This window comes from Paraburkholderia sprentiae WSM5005 (assembly GCF_001865575.2).
Classification (GTDB): Bacteria; Pseudomonadota; Gammaproteobacteria; order Burkholderiales; family Burkholderiaceae; genus Paraburkholderia; species Paraburkholderia sprentiae.
Genome location: NZ_CP017562.2, coordinates 1,426,644 through 1,443,699 on the forward strand (window position 1 = coordinate 1,426,644; position 17,056 = coordinate 1,443,699).

A 17,056-nucleotide genomic window follows, 5' to 3' on the forward strand; every position below is an offset into this window, starting at 1 on the left:
AGGCTTCAGCAAGCGTCAACTGGCCGGATCACCAATGAACCAGAACGAACGCTGGACTTAACCCTCTTCAATCACGCGAATGGCGGGCTGGTGCCCACTCAAGAAACCAGAATGACCCACGATCAGGCGAGCACACGATTCGCTACTGCGGCGGCACCGCGGAACGCGCGGCGGACTAAAAACCAGTCCGACCGATCTTTCCGATCGGTCGGACTCTCCTCTTTCGCGATATTCACGACATCTGCGCCGCCCGTGTGACGCCCGCCGAAGCGCCAGCGCGCGGCGCGAGACCGTCATTGTCGCGCAGGCAGTCCGGCCTCCGCTTACCGCTGAAGCTGTCGCACCTGCTGCAGTGTGCGCGAAATTGCGCCAGCGCGGCACGCGGCTCGATCTGCAGCGCTCGCGTCTGGTCCTGCGCAGCCTTGTGCCGCTGCGCGCTTCCCTCCTGCCGCGTGGGGCGATGTTCAGGGCCGCATGCAGCCGCTGCGCATGCTCCTGCGACAGCGCGATCACGCGCTCGTTAAACGCTTTGCGTACATGGAGGTCGGTGCGACGGATTTCGACGTCCGAAAGCTTCACTGTCTGCTGCACGAAATCCGTATAGATTATCTCCGCGCGCGACTTGTCCTGCGACTCAAGCACCCGCCACAGGTGCTTGTCCTAGGGGCTGTTTACATTCGATGAAATGTGTTTCCGAGTAGACACGGGCGTTACCGCCAGCATCCCTCACAGACCCCAGCGAGCCCAATTAAGGCACTAGGTTCTTCATCGTCCAGGTTCGCTCACGGACTTGCTTTCTGGCGATATGGGTGAATGATTCGGGCCTTCGGCAGTGGAAACCTGTTCAGGATTTCCCTGAACGCTTTCCAGGTGATGTAGTTGCCACGCGACCGTCGTGATAACCACTTGCGCCAGAGAAACTCCACCTTGAATTTCAGGGTCGAGAGTCGCTGAAAGTTACCACTGATGCCAAAGTAGGCGAAATGCCCATTTAGCATTCGGCAGAGCCGCTGGTGCTGCTCGCGTATCCGCCAATGCCGCATTGCTCGTATCTGCTCATTGAATGCCTTGTGTGCGCGGGCGACACGGTCTTTCGCGGTCAGTTGCCGCACCACAGGTTTGTCAAACCGCGACTTCACCCATGTATGAACGAACCCAAGGAACTTGAACGTCGTCGCTAATGCCTTTTCCCGATCATCGCCCACTGACTTTGGCTTGAACCGGAAATCGACCATTCGCGTCTTGTCCGGATGAAGTTCCAATCCGTACTTCCCCATTCGCCTGCCAAGCACCTCCAGAACACGCTCTGCATCGTCCCTGTGTGCAAACAGCATCACAAAGTCATCGGCAAAGCGCACCAGATTGCCCGGACCACGCAGCCTTGGCCGCACCACCTCCACAAACCATTCGTCCAGCACGTAGTGCAGGTAAACGTTACTGAGCATTGGTGAAATCACACCACCCTGGGGTGTACCGGCTTCGGGATACGACAGTTGCTCCTGATCCAGCACGCCCGCCTTTAGCCACTTATCAATCAGTTTCCTTACCACCCCATCCGTGATTCTTCTGGCCAGAAATTCTCTCAGTTTGACCCGGTCGATGCTGTCGAAATACTTTCGTACGTCCACGTCGAGCACCCATCGCCCACCCCGCATCACAATTGCCTCCCTTATCGCTACCAGTGCTCCATGCGCGCTACGACCCGATCGGAACCCGAACGAGCAGTCCATGAAGTCCTGCTCGTAGATCGGCTCCATCAGCATCACAACGGCACGTTGGGCCACCTTGTCTTCAAAAAAAGGAATACCAAGTCCACGCAGGCTTCCATCGGCTTTTTCTATGAAATGCCGACGAACTGGTGGTGCCCGGTAACTGCCCGACTTGAGCCGGTTGATCAGGCTGAGAAGATTTTGCTCCGGGTTGGCAGTATATTCTTCCCCAATCTGGCCATCCACGCCAACCGCACCATCCTTGCGCGTCCAGTCGTAGGCGTATTTCACCCACTCGTAGTCGAGGTACTGATTTACCGACGTGAGTGCCATGGCCGGATTGTTCCTTGCCAGCATGGCTATCCGTTCCTGTTTCGTTGACACGCTTTCGGGTTTCAATGTACCTCCCGTGTTTCCCGTGAACGGTTCTGTAAACAACGACGACGGTGCCCCCCTTTCCTCGACCGGGTCCGCCCGAACAGCGTTCCCCGGCGTCAACGGTACTACGAAGGCACTAAGACTTCCTGTAGCGAATACGGAGTCACTTATTTATTCGCTCCTCCGCCCCAATCCTCGCTTGCATGTTCGCTCTCTTGCCGTGCAAGCCCCTGCAAGGGCCCGGCCCGTTTATAGCCTCGTGCCATCGGCTTCCCGGATTGGTCGACTACAGGATCTCCCAGGTTTCTGGAGATTCCATCCCGTACCTTTGCCCTGCTCTCAGACCCCGGCTGGTCTGTCTGGTCTCACCATGGCGACCAGACAGTGCTGTCCCCATCGATGTAAGAATGAAGACACCTCGCGCTGGACATATCGAGGCTCAATCACACGGCTTCAGTACCTGCTGCTTACGCTTCAAGTAGTGCGTTACCGCACTCGCATGCAAAGCTCGCTTCGCGGCTGCTGGTTAGGCTTTGCGGGAGTCGAACCCTCTGGAATCCAGCGAATGGTTTCTGTCCATACTGCGGTACTTCCCTCATTCCCAGACTTATCCTGGCGCTATACATCTTGTCTTTTGCGCGAGCAGGCCAAGATGATTCGAACGTTATTGAGCGATGAAGTATGGGCACGAATCGAATCCGTCTTGCCGGGCAAGGAAGGCGATCCAGGGCGAACGGCGACCGACAATCGTTGGTTTGTCGAAGCTGTCCTCTGGATCGGCCGGACCGGCTGCCCGTGGCGCGATTTGCCGAAGGCGTTCGGCCGATGGCATACGGTGTACATGCGTTTCTCCAGGTGGCGTCGCAAGGGTGTGTGGGAACGCGTGATTCACGCCGTGGCCGACGAAACCGAGATCAAGCATGTGTTGATCGATTCGACCATCGTGCGCGCACACCAGCATTCGTCCGGAGCTCGAAAAAAGCGGTCCGCAAGCACTCGGTCGCTCGCGAGGTCGACTGACCACCAAGTTGCACCTGGCCGTCGATGGCGCCGGACGCCCCCTGCTGTTGATTGCCACCGAGGGACAAGTTTCCGATATTTTGTGCGCGAATGAACTGGTTGAGCATTTGCGCACCGGGGCGGTCATCGCTGACAAGGGCTACGACTCGAACGCCTTTGTGAAGAGTATCCGCACTACGCGTGCGAAGGCCGTAATCCCGCAGCGTTCGAACCGGAAGACCAAGCGTCGCTATAGCCGCGTCCTGTATCGGACCCGGAACATCGTCGAACGCTTTTTCAGTCGTATCAAACATTTTCGTCGTGTCGCCACTCGCTATGACAAGCTCGCAGGGAACTATCTCGCCTTCGCTTCGCTTGCCTGTGCCTTTGGACCGCTGGTGAGAATGTGAACAGAACCTAGAACAGCGTGACGTGGTACGTCATCTCGCGCGACTCGAATGTCATGCTTGCACCCAAGCTGCCGTTGTATGTGGTTCGAAACTCGAACATGTCACACACGCGATCGCCCGGATATTCCGGGCACGCGTCCGATGCCACGAACGTCTGCGGTGACACGTCCGCGCCGCCTTGCTGCAGCAGCCCATCGAGATGCTTTGCGTAGTCGAGCAGCCGGATGTTGCTCAGAGGCAGCATACCCTCATGCCCGACGGTCGGAATCATGAACACAAGCACGTCGCGCCACATCACCCAATGGGTGTCGATTCCTGCAGATATTGCAGCGTCCTGGCGCGCTGCCCCGGCGCGCCGGGCTCCGGACGGAAGTTCCGCGCGGGACACGCCGATGCGCAGCGTGCGCTGCGTAATTCGCCGGCCCGCGCGGTCGAACACGCGCCGAGCACGCGCCGCGATGATGGGGCCGAGTCCCGACAACGGCGTGTCGCTATGACGCAGGTACGCTGTGGGCGCCGGTGATGCGCCGCCGGCCAAAGGAGGCCGCCGCGATGATTTGAAATCCGGCTGCGCACCGAAGCCCGACGGCGTGCTCGACTTGGCCGCGGCGTCGACCGGCGAGCCGGCGAGCCGGCGAGCCGGCGGACAAGGCGGCGGCGGATGATCCGGCAGTAGGCATGCAGCAGCCGAAACACCGGGCGTCGCAGCAACCGAGTTGGCAGTTGCACCCGCCAGCGAAGCACCCTTCGCAGCAGCCGACGAATCCTCCGAGTCGAGTGCAACCGGCGCGGGGACGCCGGCCACGGCGGCACGCCGACGTCCGCGGCATCGTGCGCGACCTGCGGCCGAGCCGGCGTTGCGCTAGCCGCGCCGTCCGGAGCGGAGCCCGGTGGTGACGCACTGCTGGAACGAGAGGGCGACGGAGACGGCGAACCGGACGCGCCGACGGAGGATGGCGTGTTATCGATCATCTCAAGGGTCCGGCTCGTCCTTCACGCCAATAAAGAAACGAGAGATTCATTATGCTTCAAAGGTATCGCGGGTAGACGGGACCGCCGTCCACCCTTGGAACATCGATCTATGTCCTTATGTTTCAGAATCGGTGACGCATGCCGACAACCACGAGTGTCTGGGAGTTGCCGTTTCCAGCCAGCCCATATGAACCGACCGATGCCACTGCGTCAGCGAGCGCTCCCCCTGTGGTTCGCTGCGTTCCGGTCGCATGCTGATAAGCGCCAACCGCATAGAAGTCCGTGCGCTTCGACAGGGCGTAGGACGCGCCCGCCGTCACTTGGTTATACGTGGCAGACGTATCACCTCCAGAGCGAGTGTAGATGTAGCCTATGCCGCCAAGGAGACTCGGAGTAAGCTGATAAAGGGCGTACACCTTTCCCGAATTGAAGTGCTCTTGCGATTTGAAGGTCGACTGCGCGTCCGCATTAAACGCCGCATAGCTATACCCAGCTCCGACGGTTACCGCAGACAGCTTGTAGCGGGCCGCAACATGCGCAATTCCGATCGACGCAGCTGTCTGATAGCCGTTGCTGACCGGCCCGTCAAAAATGGAATCCATCGTACCGCTCCACGTGGTCCGCAACGCTCCCGGGGTAGCCGCAGTATTACTTCCGTGAAGGTAACCTGCCGCGATGCTCAAGGGCCCGCCGGTGTAGCTTGCTGCCGCAGAGTAGGTATTTCCTGAGCCGGGTTTCCCAGCCACACCGTTCAGCGCGTACAGTCCTTCGAACTGGACACCTCCAAACAAGGGGCTAACGTATTTGATCGCGTTCGAGATGCGCGCACTGTTGTCGTTGTTGTCGACGTCTCCGGGTGTTGTGGCTGGAGATCCCAAGACGCTTTCGAGTGTCAACCCTTGAACCGTGTCAACCGTCGGGTCATACTGCCGCCCCAGCTTAAGAGTGCCGACACTGGCACTCGTGAGACCGACCCACGACTGCCGGCCAAATTCACGCCCACCTTGACCAAGTGCTCCTGTACCAACATTAAAGCCATTTTCAATCTGAAAGATTGCCGCCAACCCACCACCCAGGTCTTCCGCGCCTTTCAAACCCCATCGGTCACCATTGAGATTACCGTTCATCATTGCATAGCGGCTGCCCTGATTGGTGTTGACGTAGCCAAAACCCGCGTCAATCAGGCCGTACAAAGTAACGCTCGATTGCGCGTGCGCCACACCGGCGATTGCGGTTGACACCAACGCGACAGCAACAGATTTTTTCTTGTGCATTTGATCTCCATGGATCATTGAGTAATGAGCAGCAAACTGTCACGCCGCCTATTTTTATACGTTGTACTGAAGTAATAACCGTCCGCTATGCCGCTCGGATGTCGTCGACTGGAGGACGTCTTGGACGACTCCGACGCCCTCCCTCACGTACACATTTCCATCTGAATCCGAACGGACACGATCTACGGCGCATCCAGCTATCGGATCAAGGTGACACCGCCGGAATTACGTTACGGCTGGATTGCGTCAAGCTCGAGCATTGCTACCAAACACCTACAGTTGTTGATCAATACAACGACGAGTGTTACTGCCGACAATAGCGGACCTCGACACAGCCGGAAGTCGCTGGCGTCGTATCAGCGACATTCGTCCCGACTCCGGAACCCGACCCGATATATGGCAGATGGTCCACATGCAAGGGATGAACGTCAGACGCGACACGCCGTCCTTGAGTCCAGCAGACTGCACGCCGGTCCCGGCACCGCTGTGACTTGCCAGGGGCTACCCCGGACGGCGGCGGGTTCCTTTCTCACCCGGCTTGTCGCGACAAGCTGGGCCTGAGATCTGCGTGCATCAGACAGGTGAATGGGTCAAGCGCACTTTGTCGCCGGAACTCCTCCTTGACGGCCGTACGCAACCTGTCATCCGTCAGGACGTCGGCTCCGGTTGCTGCCATGATCTTTGCAGCGTAGGCCATTCCCTTGCGGGCCGGGTCGGAATTGCTCTGGGCGGTCCATTGCCATGTGTGGGACGGCGGTCCTATGACATGGGTGGCTGCCAGAAGCTGCACTGTCGGCACCGTACGACTGACATCACCGACGTCCGTCGATCCCATGACCGGGGCGGTGACTTGGCGCAACGGCCAAACTTCGTCGCACAGCACGGTGTGCTCGCGCGGAGCGAGCTGCCACAACTCATAGGAAGCAGCAATCTCCTTCGGCGAACAGGGCGTTTGAAAGGGAGCGGCGATTGCGCGGTCACGGTCGTCGAAGCCAGTAGGCCCCAACCTGGTCAAATTAGCGTGGAGCGCCTCTTCCAGAGGGCCGTTGCGAAGCAGGCTTGCGACCGCTGCATGTACGTCTTCGCTCACCTCGGTTTCGGTCATCAATGCCGCGCCTTGAGCGATCTTGCGGACCCGTTCACCCAGTTCGACCAATTCCGTCTGTTGCGGGGCGCGAATCGAATAGCGTACCTTGGCATGGCTCTGTACCACGTTCGGTGCGACGCCCCCGCCATCGATGATGGCGTAATGTACGCGAGCATGGCTCGACATGTGCTCGCGCATATAGTTTACGCCAACATTCATCAGTTCGACCGCGTCTAGCGCACTGCGGCCGAGATGCGGCGTAGCTGCAGCGTGGGCGGTTCGGCCGGTGAAGCTGAAGTCGACTCCGAGGGTGGCGAGAGAGCCCGAGTCCCATACCATGTTGAAAAAGGCGGGATGCCACGTGATGGCGGCGTCGACGCCGTCGAAGGCACCCTCGCGCGCCATAAAAGCCTTACCCGCTCCACCTTCCTCGGCTGGACAGCCGTAGTAGCGCACGCGACCGCTCAAACTGTTGGCCGCGAGATAGTCCTTGACGGCGGTCGCGGCCAGCAGAGCCGCTGCGCCGAGAAGGTTGTGCCCACAACCATGGCCGTGCCCGTCCTTTTCGATAGGTGAGAACTCGGCGAGCCCCGCAGTCTGGCTCAGGCCTGGGAGAGCGTCGTATTCACCTAGAAAGGCGATGATGGGGCCGCCTTCGCCGGCCTCTCCCATGACGGCGGTTGGAATGCCGGCAACATTTCGGACGACACGAAACCCCTGCCGTTCCAGCATGGCTAGATGCTCGTTGACCGACTTGAATTCGCTGTAGCACAGTTCGGGCGTGGCCCAGACTTTGTCACTTAGCGCAAAGAAATCTTCTTTCTTCGCTTCGACGAGGTTCCAAATCTCTTCTGCGGCTGCCATTAGGCTGCCTCCTTTCCATGAGTTGAAAAATGAATTGAAAAGTCCGAGGCCCGGCCCCTTTCACTGCAACGCGGCCGCTTTTGGCTGGCTGTACCGGTCGTGATGCTTCGGAAAGGCCCAGATGGCAAGCAGCATGACCGCGCTGGCCGCGACCGCATAGAAGGCAGGAGCAGCTGGATTGCCGGTCTGCTTGAGCAGCCAGGTGACGACCACCTGCGCGGTGCCGCCGAAAAGCGCGATGGGAACGGCATACGTAAGGCCAACGCCCAACGCCCGTACGCGCGCTGGCAGCCCTTCGCCGATCAATGTTAGTGTTGCGGGACCCGCCATGGCCGGCATGGCGGTCATCAAAAGGGTAGCGACAAGTAGCGTAGGGACGTCCGGCGCCTGAATAAGAAAGTGGTACGCCGGGTAGATACCGAGGAGCAGGACAGTGTAGGAGAAAGCTAGAATAATCCGGCTGTTGTACCGGTCGCAAAGCCATCCGCCGAGCAAGCCCATGACGATCAGCGATATACCCGTAACGATCGCCGACAGCATGGCCATCTGCGACGGCATTTTCAGCACGGCAATGGAGTAGGTGGTCAAGTAAAGCGCAACGTAAAAAACTGTAGTGCTCGCTGCGTACATGGCCATGCCAGGCAAGATAATGCGGCGATGCTGCCACAACTCGCGCAACGGAGCGGCCGCGGCACTCGTGCCATGGCTACCGCAAGCCAGTGTTTCCTGCATCTGCCTGCGCAGGTAGAGAGCGACCGGGATGAGCAGGAATCCGAGCGCGAAAGCCACCCGCCATCCCCACTTCTGCATGTCGTCGGGCGACAGTAGCGATGTCAGGGTGACACCGGCAGTTCCTGCGGCGAAGCTCGAGATGCCTTGGCTGGCGGTTGACCAACTCAAATAGAAACCGCGTCGTCCGTTGGGTGCCGCCTCCATGAGGAATGCCGCAGCCGGGCCTACTTCACCGCCCATTCCGAGTCCTTGGGTCAGTCTGCTGACGACCACGATGATTGGCGCCGCGACGCCGATGGTGGCATATTCGGGAGTCAGAGCCAGACCGGTGGTGCCGACAATAATCAGGCCGATGGTGAGAAGCATGGCCGGCTTGCGTCCGAAGCGGTCGCCAAGCCGGCCGATAAACAGCGCGCCGATGGGGCGAGTCGCAAAGCCGACGCCGAAGACCGCGACCGAGGCGAGAATTCCGGTAAGTGCATCGTGCGAAGGAAAGAATGCCTTGGCCGCGAAGACGGCGAAGAACGAGTACACCGTAAAATCATAGAATTCCAAGGCGATGCCCGCGACCGCTGCGGCCACGACTTTCCACGGCACTTTTCGTTCGGATTGCCCGGGTCGGGATCGCAGCGTCGGCCGTTCGTCGAGCACAGTCATTGTTTTTCTCCATGGGGCGAACTTTTGGTTCGCGGTTTGCGTTTCATTGGTCCGCCGCCCGACACTGCATAGGCGGCATGGAAGAGAATGGTGCGTCGCCGACGCGAACGACACAATCCGGTCAAAATAGGTCCAGTATTCGAACGCCGTATAGCGGGTTTTCCCGATACTGACTCGCCTCGGCAAGGTTCTGCATCTCGTTGAAACGAACTTATTTAGACATCCGAAAGAAACGTCGCATACAAACGTCTTGGCATTCTGGCAGTGAAAGAAGGACTTCAACGGTGCCAGCTTCTCGATGCCGCGCTGAGGACGACCGACGACCAGTGGCACCATTTTGTCTCCGGTCTCGAGCGCGTTCTGCGGGCCGTCTCCGAGGTGTCATTGCCTGTCGCCGCGGAATTCCGCCTCGATGACCTCGAAATAGAGGTGATCACGCTGCGGGGGAGTCTCCGAGCACTTTCGCACTTTCGGTGCAGAGATGCCCAAAACATGCGATGACGCACCCATTGCTGGCTGTGATAGACACCGCTACGCGACGACACCGATAGCGAACTCTGAGTCGTTGGTCGTATAGTCGCTGCTTGCGAATCGTATCGATCTCCTGTCTTAGCCGATCTTGGTCGGCAATCTTGCACTCCGGCGGTCACCCAAATTCGCCCAATAAGGAGCGTTGCCGTTTGGCAAGTGGGGGGCTTGGCATGTGATCAACAGGTATCGTGACGTCTCCGTTTTTGAGACCTATGGCGCGAAGCGATGGGACAGACTGGATACCTATAAACCTACATGGATTCCCGCCTATGAGCAGGATCGGTTTGCATTTTGAGGATCACGACTGCGTCCGTACATTCGGCTTCTGATGTGCTTCTGCTGCACGAGCCATGATGGAAATTTGCGCGCTTGCTCCTCATTAGCCTTCTGGCTTCGTACTGCAGCCGCCGGATATATCAGGATCTGCAAGCGCCGGCCCGACCGATTCGCCACGCCTGCCGCTTCTTGCGCAATCGCGAAAGAAATCAAGCAATACTCCATATCTGTTGCCTGATACGCAACTCGGAAGCACGTGGCGGCGATGCATCACAGTCTTGATCCAGCGACTGTGCCGATCGTCGCGACGGTTCACGAAGTGCATGACCGCGCGGACGCCCTGTACAAGCAGGGTTCGGAGTAAGTGTCGCCGCGCTTCGTGATGCCGGGTAACCTGCTTTTGCCTCCGCTCGATTTCTGCGTCAGCGTCAGCCCCAGCCAGGCCGCAAACTGCCGGCCGTTCCCCGAACTGGGACGGATCACCGACACTGCTAACTGTCAATGCCGCCCGCAATTTCTCCCAGGGCAATCGCATCAAAAGAGCTGCATTCCAAGCACACTCGAGCCCGATAGTGTTCATCGAATCCGGCCTTGAGCCGCTTGTTCTTTATGCCGACCTTGGTAGCTTTGTCAGCGCGCAGTAGATTCGACACGATGCGGCGCAGGATCGTGAAGTTTTGCGCTGCATTGTCCACCCGAGCGCGGCATTGATCCTCGCCAAACGCGACGTCGAGCACCCAATGCATGCTGTTTTCGATGGCCCAGTGAGCGCGCACCGCCTCGTTGATCCGTTTCCGGTCAGCGGGCAGGCTGTTGATGTAGTACCGCCGCTCCAGCGAAACGCGGCCGTCGATCTCGCGGGTGGCCTCAACCATCGCCATCGAACGCAGGCCGGCCCATTTGCCGTCCTCATCCAGCCAGTCAATCATGTCGGTCGCAACGCACCGGCGCGTCTCGATTCCTCCGTGCACTTTCTGGCCTGTCTGACATCCTGGATTTGATGGGCGTGTGGACTATCCTGGGAACAGATTAGGGAGCGAGGTGCTGCGATGACGCAACTGGGTCTTGGTCTGAATCTGTCAACGAAGCGCACGCGCAAGCGTGAATTTCTCGACGAGATGCGACGCGTGGTGCAGTGACTAAAACTGATCGCACTGATCGAGCGGCACTATCCGAAGGGTAAAACCGGACGGCCGCCGTTTCCAGTCGCGACAATGCTGCAGATCCATTTCATGCAGCAGTGGTTCGGGTTGTCTGACCCGGCGATGGAAGAGGCACTATACGACGTACCGCTGTACCGCGAGTTCGCGGGACTGGATGGCGGGGTGACGCGTTTGCCGGACGAAAGTACGATCCTGCGGTTTCGTCACCTGCTGGAAGCTCATGGCCTGGCGGAGCAGATGCTCGCATTGGTCAATGAGATGCTGACCGAGAAAGGTTTGCCGCTCAACACCGGATCGGCAGTCGACGCCACGCTGATTCCAGCGCCCCGTTCGACGAAGAACGGCTCCGGCACACGAGACCCGGAAATGCAGTCGACGCAAAGACGTGGCAACTGGTACTTCGGGATGAAGGCCCATATCGGTGTGGACGCGGAATCGGGCCTGGTTCACACTGTAGTGGTCCAATGGTCCTGGACACCTCTAAAGGGGATAATTCTCCAACTGAGGTGAGAGATGAGCAGACGGAACCTGACTGACGAATTTAAGGTTGAAGCGGTGCATCTGGTGGTGACGCAGGGCTATTCATTTTCGAAGGCCTGCGAGGCACTGGGTGTGGGCGATACGGCGCTGCGGCGCTAGGTGGCGCAATGGCGCGCCCGGCAGGCTGAGCCGCCGCGCAACGAGATGCAGATCATGGCTGACCAGCGGCGCATCCGTGAGCTGGAAGCGCGTGTGATGGAGCTCGAAAGGGAGCGCGAGATACTAAAAAAGTCTACGACGGGTTCAACCGGTGATTGCAACACCCATGCTGGCGTTTAGTTTATCTGCAGGCGTCATGAAACCCAACGTCTTTCTGGGTCGTTGATTCAGCTGCAGGGCGATTTTGTTCAGATCGCCTTGCGAGTAGCCGGCCAAACTGGTGCCTTTGGGGAAGTACTGCCGGAGCAGTCCGTTGGTATTCTCGTTCGTGCCACGCTGCCACGGGCTTTGGGGATCGCAGAAGTAGACCTGCACGTCGGTCGCGACTGTGAATTGCTTGTGCTGTGCGAGTTCCATGCCCCGGTCCCATGTGACCGATGGGCTGAGTTCCGCAGGCAGCTTGCGAACCTGTTTGCTCAGCGCGGAGACGACACTTTCCGTGTCCTTGCCCTTTACCTTCACAAGGATGGTGAAGCGCGAATGACGCTCTACCAGGGTCGCAATGTGTGTTTTGTTCGAGCCGCTCAGAAAGTCGCGTTCCCAGTGCCCCGGAACAGCCCGGTCTTCGGCTTCGGCAGGCCGTTCGCGGATTGATACCACATCAATGATCTGTCCGCGCGGTTGTCCCTTTGCTGACGCTTTCTTCGAACGTCGCATCATCCGGCGCGTGCGCAGATGCTTCATCAGTTCCGCTTTCAGCACTCCACGGGCCTGGATGAACAGACTGCGGTAAATCGTTTCGTGTGAGACCTGCATTGTTGCATCATCGGGATACTGCTGCTTCAACCAGCCGGCGATCTGCTGTGGCGCCCATTTCAGTTGCAGCTTTCTGCCGACTAGCCGACGCAGTTTAGCGTTCACGGCAAGACGGCAGGGTTTCGGTCGCCTGGCCCTATGCCAAGCGCTTGCGTCAGCCAGCGCTGCCCTATATTTGTCCAGCCCGCCATGGCGGGCTATTTCACGACTGATCGTCGACGGTGACCGGCCCAGGCTCGCTGCGATCTGACGGATTGAAACGTCTGCATGGATGCCACGCGAGATTTCTTCTCTCTCGGCAAGCGTCAGCACTCGGGCCGATCGCTTCCTTATCATTGGCATGATGCCGCCATGCGGTCGCACGATCGCATGAATCGACGCCGCATGCTTGCCGAGCGAGCGGCCGATGTCGCTTAACGACTCACCATCTTTCCATCTCTGCCACAACAACGTCTTTTGTGCAGGTGATAGCCCGCATCTTCATTTTTGATTCACCTACTTTTCCTCTTGGGCCGACATTAGACCAGAAGGTGTTGCAACGACCGGTTGAGCGCGACGCGGCGTATTTTATTCGACATGATCCGCAATCTCCGCCATCAACTCATCGACCTGCGAACGCAGTCGGCGCAGGTCGTCCGTGCGCAACCAGGAGCGCCCCGCTGCCGCCTGGGCGAACGAGTCCGGTGCGTCGGCGTCAATCCATGACGCCATGATGGACACCAGCCGGCCATCGCCGTTGTAGAACATCACGCGGCCTCGCCCCAGTTCTGTCGTCGTGTGCGACGTGGAGGAGGCTACCGCGCTGAGGATGGAATGGATGGCTGATTTCGGCCGTTGCGACCGCCTGATCGTCGTCACGAAAAGCAGTTGCTGACTTACGATAAAGCCAAGGTCGAGCAGGGCGTGCTTCTTGCCCAACGCTACATTCTCGCCCGACCTCGTAATCACCGTTTCTTTAGCTTGACCGAGGCAAACTCCGCGATCGCGCCACTCCTGTTTCGATTTGAACAACAAACCCTTCAAGCTTACAAAGCCGAAACAACGTAACCTGACATGAATCATGCCGCGTAACGAACTGACGGATGCTGAAACATGGATCGGACCAAAGCCGGAATTCTCTGCAACGAGCGCAGAACTGCTCGAACACGCTGCTTAAGATGCCCGGGACCTTTGATAGCAAGCTTGCCGATCTTGTGATGTTTGAGATAACCCCACACGAGCTCATCCGGATTCAGATCCGGCGAGTAAGCAGGCAGGAAGAAAAGACAAATGCGTCCATCTGATGCTGCGGCAAGCTGGCGGATCGCTTTGCAACGATGAACTGGATGACCATCTGCAATCAGGAAGACGGAAGCATCGGCATTGAGTACCAGTCGCCTGACGAAATCGACGTACGCCGCAATCTTGAAGCTGCCTTCAAAACACAAGAAACGGAATTGACCGCGCGGACTGATCGCCGAGATCAGGCTCACTTTGAAGCGAGCGCCAGTGGTTTCGACAACGGGTGTCTGGCCGATCGGTGCCCAGTTCGTGCCGCTGTGATAGTCCGAGCGCACCGTCGATTCGTCGACGAAGAAAATCTGTGCCCCACAGCGTTTGGCCTGCCTGACAATCGCCGGATATTCGTCTCGCATCCATGACTCGACCAGTTCAGGGTCACGTTGGTAAGCACGCGCCAGCGGCCGCTGCGGTGAAAGTCCGAGCTTCCTGAGCAGCCGGCCGACCGATACTTCAGAGAGCCGGACGTTGAAATGTTCGCGAATCAACTCCCGCACCATGTCTCGTGTCCACAACGCCAACTCGAACTTCATCTGCATTGGATTCTTCGTTGTGACCGTCCGATAGACAAAGCGGATAGCCTCGGACGACAGCTTCGTCGGCCGGCCCGGAACAGGCTCGGCCCGTAAGGCTTCAATACCTCCTTCGCGCCAGGCCGCCAACCACTCGTAAATACGCGCTCTCGAGAATCCCAATGTCCGGATCACGTCCTCAGGTGACTCTCCAGCTTCGACACGCTTGACCGCGCGAATGCGGATCTCTTCAAGTGTTGCGTGTGAAAGCTGTCGACCGTCGTCCTCGCGCATCACGTCTCTCCTCAAGACCCTTTCTCAAGACCCTTTAAGCTTAGATGATGGCGTCGATTTACGTTCGCCTACTTATGCACTGGTTAGTAACTGGTCAAATTCAACACATCTGATCGTACAGACGCACAGCGCTCAGCACCCTATTACTTTTAAGATCGCTTCGGGCAATCGGTTGCCCTTCACCTGGATCTTCGATGCCTGCTCACTGATCTGGCTCACCTCCTCCTCAGTAAGGGCGAGGTCGAGGGCGCCTAGATTCTCCTCCAAGCGGTGCAGCCTGGTTGTGCCGGGAATCGGCACGATCCATGGCTTTCGCGACAGCAGCCACGCCAGCGCAACCTGGGCCGGCGTGGCGTTCTTACGTGCGGCGAAAGCCTTGAGCACGTCGACCAGCTCTAAGTTCGTCTTGCGCGCCTGCGGGGAGAACCGCGGCACGGTATTGCGAAAGTCCGTCGGATGGAACCAGGTGTACTCGTCGATCCTGCCAGTCAGAAAGCCGGCGCCTAGAGGACTGAACGACACGAAGCCAATACCGAGTTCTTCCAGAGTCGACAACAGCCCCGCTTCAGGCCCGCGCCAAAACAGCGAATACTCGCTCTGGACGGCTGTCATCGGTTGCACGGCATGGGCGCGACGGATGGTCTGCTCGCCCGCCTCAGATAGCCCGAAGTGTTTGACCTTGCCATGAGCCATGAGGTCTTTGACCGCACCGGCTACATCCTCAATCGGAACCTCAGGGTCGGCGCGATGTTGATAAAACAGGTCGATCCGGTCGGTGCGGAGACGCTTCAGGCAGGCTTCCGCCACCGTCTTCACATGTTCTGGGCGACTGTTCGTACCGCCCCTGCGCTCACCTGTCGCCATGTCGATGTCGAAGCCGAATTTCGTGGCGATAACCACCTGATCGCGAATCGGTTGCAACGCCTCCCCGACAAGCTCTTCGTTGACAAAGGGCCCATAGGATTCGGCCGTGTCGAACAGCGTAACGCCGCGCTCATGAGCTGCTCGAATGAGCTTGATCATTTCGTGCTTGTCGCTCGGCGGCCCGTATACTGCGCTCATGCTCATACAGCCAAGGCCGAGGGCAGAGACTTCCAGATTGCTCTTTCCGAGTTTGCGGATCTTCATAGTTTTGCCTCCTTGCGGGCATGACCGCCACTATCAGTAGGTCGGAGCGAATTGTTAGCGACGTCGCCGAACGAAATCCTCGATCCGATTGCAGGCCTCATTCAGCTTCGGCTCATCCACCACTAGTGCCAGCCTCACGAAACCGTTTGCAGTCGGACCGAATCGACTAGCATCGAGCAGAGAGACGCCTTTCTCTCGGAGCAGTTGCCACGTGAAGTCGTGTGTGCCTATTCCCGTTCCCCGAATGTCGATCATCATGAAGATGCCCGCCTCTGGAAGCAGGCATTGAAGATTCTGAACGGCATTCAGGCGCTGAAACACGGCATCACGCCGCCGGCGATACACGTCTCTCATCTGCGCGATCACGGAACGACGGTGTTCGAGCGCCGCCAATCCAGCTTGCTGGATGAAACCCGGTAGTCCATACAACATGCAAAGTGCCAGTCGACCCAGATGATCGATCGCTGCCTCCGGCCCGATTACCCAGCCTAGCCGCCAGCCGGTCATTGCATGCGACTTTGAAAAGCTGCCTAACGTCAACGTTCGGCTCGCCATGCCTTCCAAAGACGCGATGCTAATGTGGTCGCGCTCAAAAGTGAGGTCCGCGTATACCTCGTCAGAGACGACCCATAAGTCGCGCTCGCGCGCCAACGCGGCGATCTGTTCAAGATGTTCGCGCGGCATGACCACGCCAGTGGGATTGCAGGGCGTCGCAAAGAAGATTGCGCGTGTGCGCGCGGTAACTGCGGCTCTAAGCGCCTCGCAGTCGAGATGGAAGCCATTCGCGGCGTCCACCGCTACGGGCACGAGGGTGGCGCCGGAGGCGCGAATTGCAGCTTCGTACGTCAGATACATCGGCTCTGGCACGAGCACTTCGTCGCCGGCCTCGCAGACGCAGAGCGACGACGCGAACAGTCCGTTCTGCGCGCCGGCACAGACGATTACATTCGCCTTGGTGACGGCACGGCCGCTGTCGGCCTGATGTTCAGCCGCGATCGCCTCACGCAGGTTATCCCGACCGGCGCCGCCGGTGTAATGTGTATCGTCTTCGTGCAGGGCCGAGATGGCACGTTCAACGACGGGAGCGGGAGTCGGGAAATCCGGATCGCCGACGCTGAGCACGATCACATCTTCGCCTTGAACGGCCGCCAGCCTAGCCGCCCTGTGAATGTCCCACGCCGACGTTCGCTCGCCCTGCAAGCGCTCGACGAGATTCGCAAATTTCAAGTCTATCTCCCTCTTCGGAATGCTAGGCGAACTCCGCTCGCTTGTTGAACATGCATCTTTCTGTGCTCCTGGCGAAAAATTAACAATTTGCATACGGTCCCGAAATGTCA

At 58.7% G+C, this 17,056-nt stretch carries 13 protein-coding genes and 3 pseudogenes; 3 read left to right on the forward strand and 13 right to left on the reverse strand.

What is annotated here, in order from left to right; all coding sequences use genetic code 11:
• Positions 1 to 57: 57 nt before the first annotated feature.
• Both BJG93_RS23135 and ltrA read right to left on the reverse strand, forming a co-directional pair.
• Entirely contained in the window at positions 58 to 642 is a 585-nt protein-coding gene (locus BJG93_RS23135; protein WP_231337484.1) for a DUF2968 domain-containing protein, read from the reverse strand.
• A 140-nt stretch (positions 643 to 782) separates the two neighbouring features.
• A complete protein-coding gene (gene ltrA, locus BJG93_RS23140; protein ID WP_202904065.1) occupies positions 783 to 2,066 on the reverse strand; it encodes a group II intron reverse transcriptase/maturase in 1,284 nt (427 codons plus the stop codon).
• A 673-nt stretch (positions 2,067 to 2,739) separates the two neighbouring features.
• On the opposite strand from ltrA, the gene BJG93_RS23145 reads away from it, so the two are divergent.
• Positions 2,740 to 3,496, forward strand: a protein-coding gene (locus tag BJG93_RS23145; protein WP_154671775.1) for an IS5 family transposase whose coding sequence is annotated in 2 segments (ribosomal slippage) — positions 2,740 to 3,071 and positions 3,070 to 3,496 — 759 coding nt in all. Because the reading frame shifts where the segments join, the coding sequence is not laid out codon by codon here.
• 7 nt (positions 3,497 to 3,503) lie between these two features.
• On the opposite strand, the gene BJG93_RS23155 is transcribed toward BJG93_RS23145, so the two are convergent.
• The 6 genes and pseudogenes from BJG93_RS23155 to BJG93_RS23180 all read right to left on the reverse strand — a co-directional run bounded on the left by BJG93_RS23155 (position 3,504) and on the right by BJG93_RS23180 (position 10,818).
• Positions 3,504 to 4,301, reverse strand: coding sequence for a DUF2968 domain-containing protein (locus BJG93_RS23155; RefSeq protein ID WP_179950646.1), 798 nt, complete (start codon positions 4,299 to 4,301; stop codon positions 3,504 to 3,506).
• A gap of 289 nt (positions 4,302 to 4,590) precedes the next feature.
• Positions 4,591 to 5,742, reverse strand: coding sequence for a porin (locus tag BJG93_RS23160; protein ID WP_027196555.1), 1,152 nt, complete (start codon positions 5,740 to 5,742; stop codon positions 4,591 to 4,593).
• A 529-nt stretch (positions 5,743 to 6,271) separates the two neighbouring features.
• Positions 6,272 to 7,693 carry an amidohydrolase gene (locus BJG93_RS23165; RefSeq protein WP_027196556.1) on the reverse strand — a complete coding sequence of 474 codons (1,422 nt, stop codon included), beginning with the start codon at positions 7,691 to 7,693 and terminating at the stop codon, positions 6,272 to 6,274.
• A 60-nt stretch (positions 7,694 to 7,753) separates the two neighbouring features.
• Positions 7,754 to 9,418, reverse strand: a complete 1,665-nt coding sequence (locus BJG93_RS23170; RefSeq protein WP_231337485.1) for an MFS transporter — start codon at positions 9,416 to 9,418, stop codon at positions 7,754 to 7,756.
• Positions 9,419 to 10,148: 730 nt separating this feature from the next.
• Positions 10,149 to 10,351: pseudogene (locus BJG93_RS23175) on the reverse strand (transposase); the annotation flags it as partial.
• A gap of 29 nt (positions 10,352 to 10,380) precedes the next feature.
• Positions 10,381 to 10,818 carry an ISAs1 family transposase gene (locus BJG93_RS23180; protein ID WP_051374325.1) on the reverse strand — a complete coding sequence of 146 codons (438 nt, stop codon included), beginning with the start codon at positions 10,816 to 10,818 and terminating at the stop codon, positions 10,381 to 10,383.
• Positions 10,819 to 10,938: 120 nt separating this feature from the next.
• Here BJG93_RS23180 and BJG93_RS23185 point away from each other — a divergent pair.
• Together BJG93_RS23185 and BJG93_RS23190 are read left to right on the forward strand one after the other, a co-directional pair.
• A pseudogene (locus BJG93_RS23185) lies at positions 10,939 to 11,511 on the forward strand (IS5 family transposase); the annotation flags it as partial.
• Between the two features lie 54 nt (positions 11,512 to 11,565).
• A pseudogene (locus tag BJG93_RS23190) lies at positions 11,566 to 11,823 on the forward strand (transposase); the annotation flags it as partial.
• A gap of 12 nt (positions 11,824 to 11,835) precedes the next feature.
• Here BJG93_RS23190 and BJG93_RS23195 read toward each other — a convergent pair.
• The 5 genes from BJG93_RS23195 to BJG93_RS23215 all read right to left on the reverse strand — a co-directional run bounded on the left by BJG93_RS23195 (position 11,836) and on the right by BJG93_RS23215 (position 16,946).
• Positions 11,836 to 12,957, reverse strand: a complete 1,122-nt coding sequence (locus BJG93_RS23195; RefSeq protein ID WP_154671777.1) for an IS30 family transposase — start codon at positions 12,955 to 12,957, stop codon at positions 11,836 to 11,838.
• A gap of 117 nt (positions 12,958 to 13,074) precedes the next feature.
• Complete coding sequence (locus BJG93_RS23200) at positions 13,075 to 13,254, reverse strand: DUF5372 family protein (protein WP_027196560.1); 180 nt, start codon at positions 13,252 to 13,254, stop codon at positions 13,075 to 13,077.
• A gap of 311 nt (positions 13,255 to 13,565) precedes the next feature.
• Positions 13,566 to 14,591: an IS630 family transposase gene (locus BJG93_RS23205; RefSeq protein ID WP_027196561.1), complete on the reverse strand. Its 1,026-nt coding sequence runs from the start codon at positions 14,589 to 14,591 to the stop codon at positions 13,566 to 13,568.
• A 132-nt stretch (positions 14,592 to 14,723) separates the two neighbouring features.
• Positions 14,724 to 15,719, reverse strand: coding sequence for an aldo/keto reductase (locus BJG93_RS23210; protein WP_027196562.1), 996 nt, complete (start codon positions 15,717 to 15,719; stop codon positions 14,724 to 14,726).
• 54 nt (positions 15,720 to 15,773) lie between these two features.
• Complete coding sequence (locus tag BJG93_RS23215) at positions 15,774 to 16,946, reverse strand: pyridoxal phosphate-dependent aminotransferase (RefSeq protein WP_027196563.1); 1,173 nt, start codon at positions 16,944 to 16,946, stop codon at positions 15,774 to 15,776.
• Between the last annotated feature and the right edge of the window lie 110 nt (positions 16,947 to 17,056).

What these genes read in the sequence shown, in the direction of transcription:
- ltrA (WP_202904065.1), bottom strand. Translation starts at nt 2,066, where the DNA reads ATGCTGGCAAGGAACAATCCGGCCATGGCACTCACGTCGGTAAATCAG.
- BJG93_RS23160 (WP_027196555.1), bottom strand. Translation starts at nt 5,742, where the DNA reads ATGCACAAGAAAAAATCTGTTGCTGTCGCGTTGGTGTCAACCGCAATC.
- BJG93_RS23165 (WP_027196556.1), bottom strand. Translation starts at nt 7,693, where the DNA reads ATGGCAGCCGCAGAAGAGATTTGGAACCTCGTCGAAGCGAAGAAAGAA.
- BJG93_RS23170 (WP_231337485.1), bottom strand. Translation starts at nt 9,418, where the DNA reads ATGGTGCCACTGGTCGTCGGTCGTCCTCAGCGCGGCATCGAGAAGCTG.
- BJG93_RS23180 (WP_051374325.1), bottom strand. Translation starts at nt 10,818, where the DNA reads ATGATTGACTGGCTGGATGAGGACGGCAAATGGGCCGGCCTGCGTTCG.
- BJG93_RS23200 (WP_027196560.1), bottom strand. Translation starts at nt 13,254, where the DNA reads ATGTTCTACAACGGCGATGGCCGGCTGGTGTCCATCATGGCGTCATGG.
- BJG93_RS23205 (WP_027196561.1), bottom strand. Translation starts at nt 14,591, where the DNA reads ATGCGCGAGGACGACGGTCGACAGCTTTCACACGCAACACTTGAAGAG.
- BJG93_RS23210 (WP_027196562.1), bottom strand. Translation starts at nt 15,719, where the DNA reads ATGAAGATCCGCAAACTCGGAAAGAGCAATCTGGAAGTCTCTGCCCTC.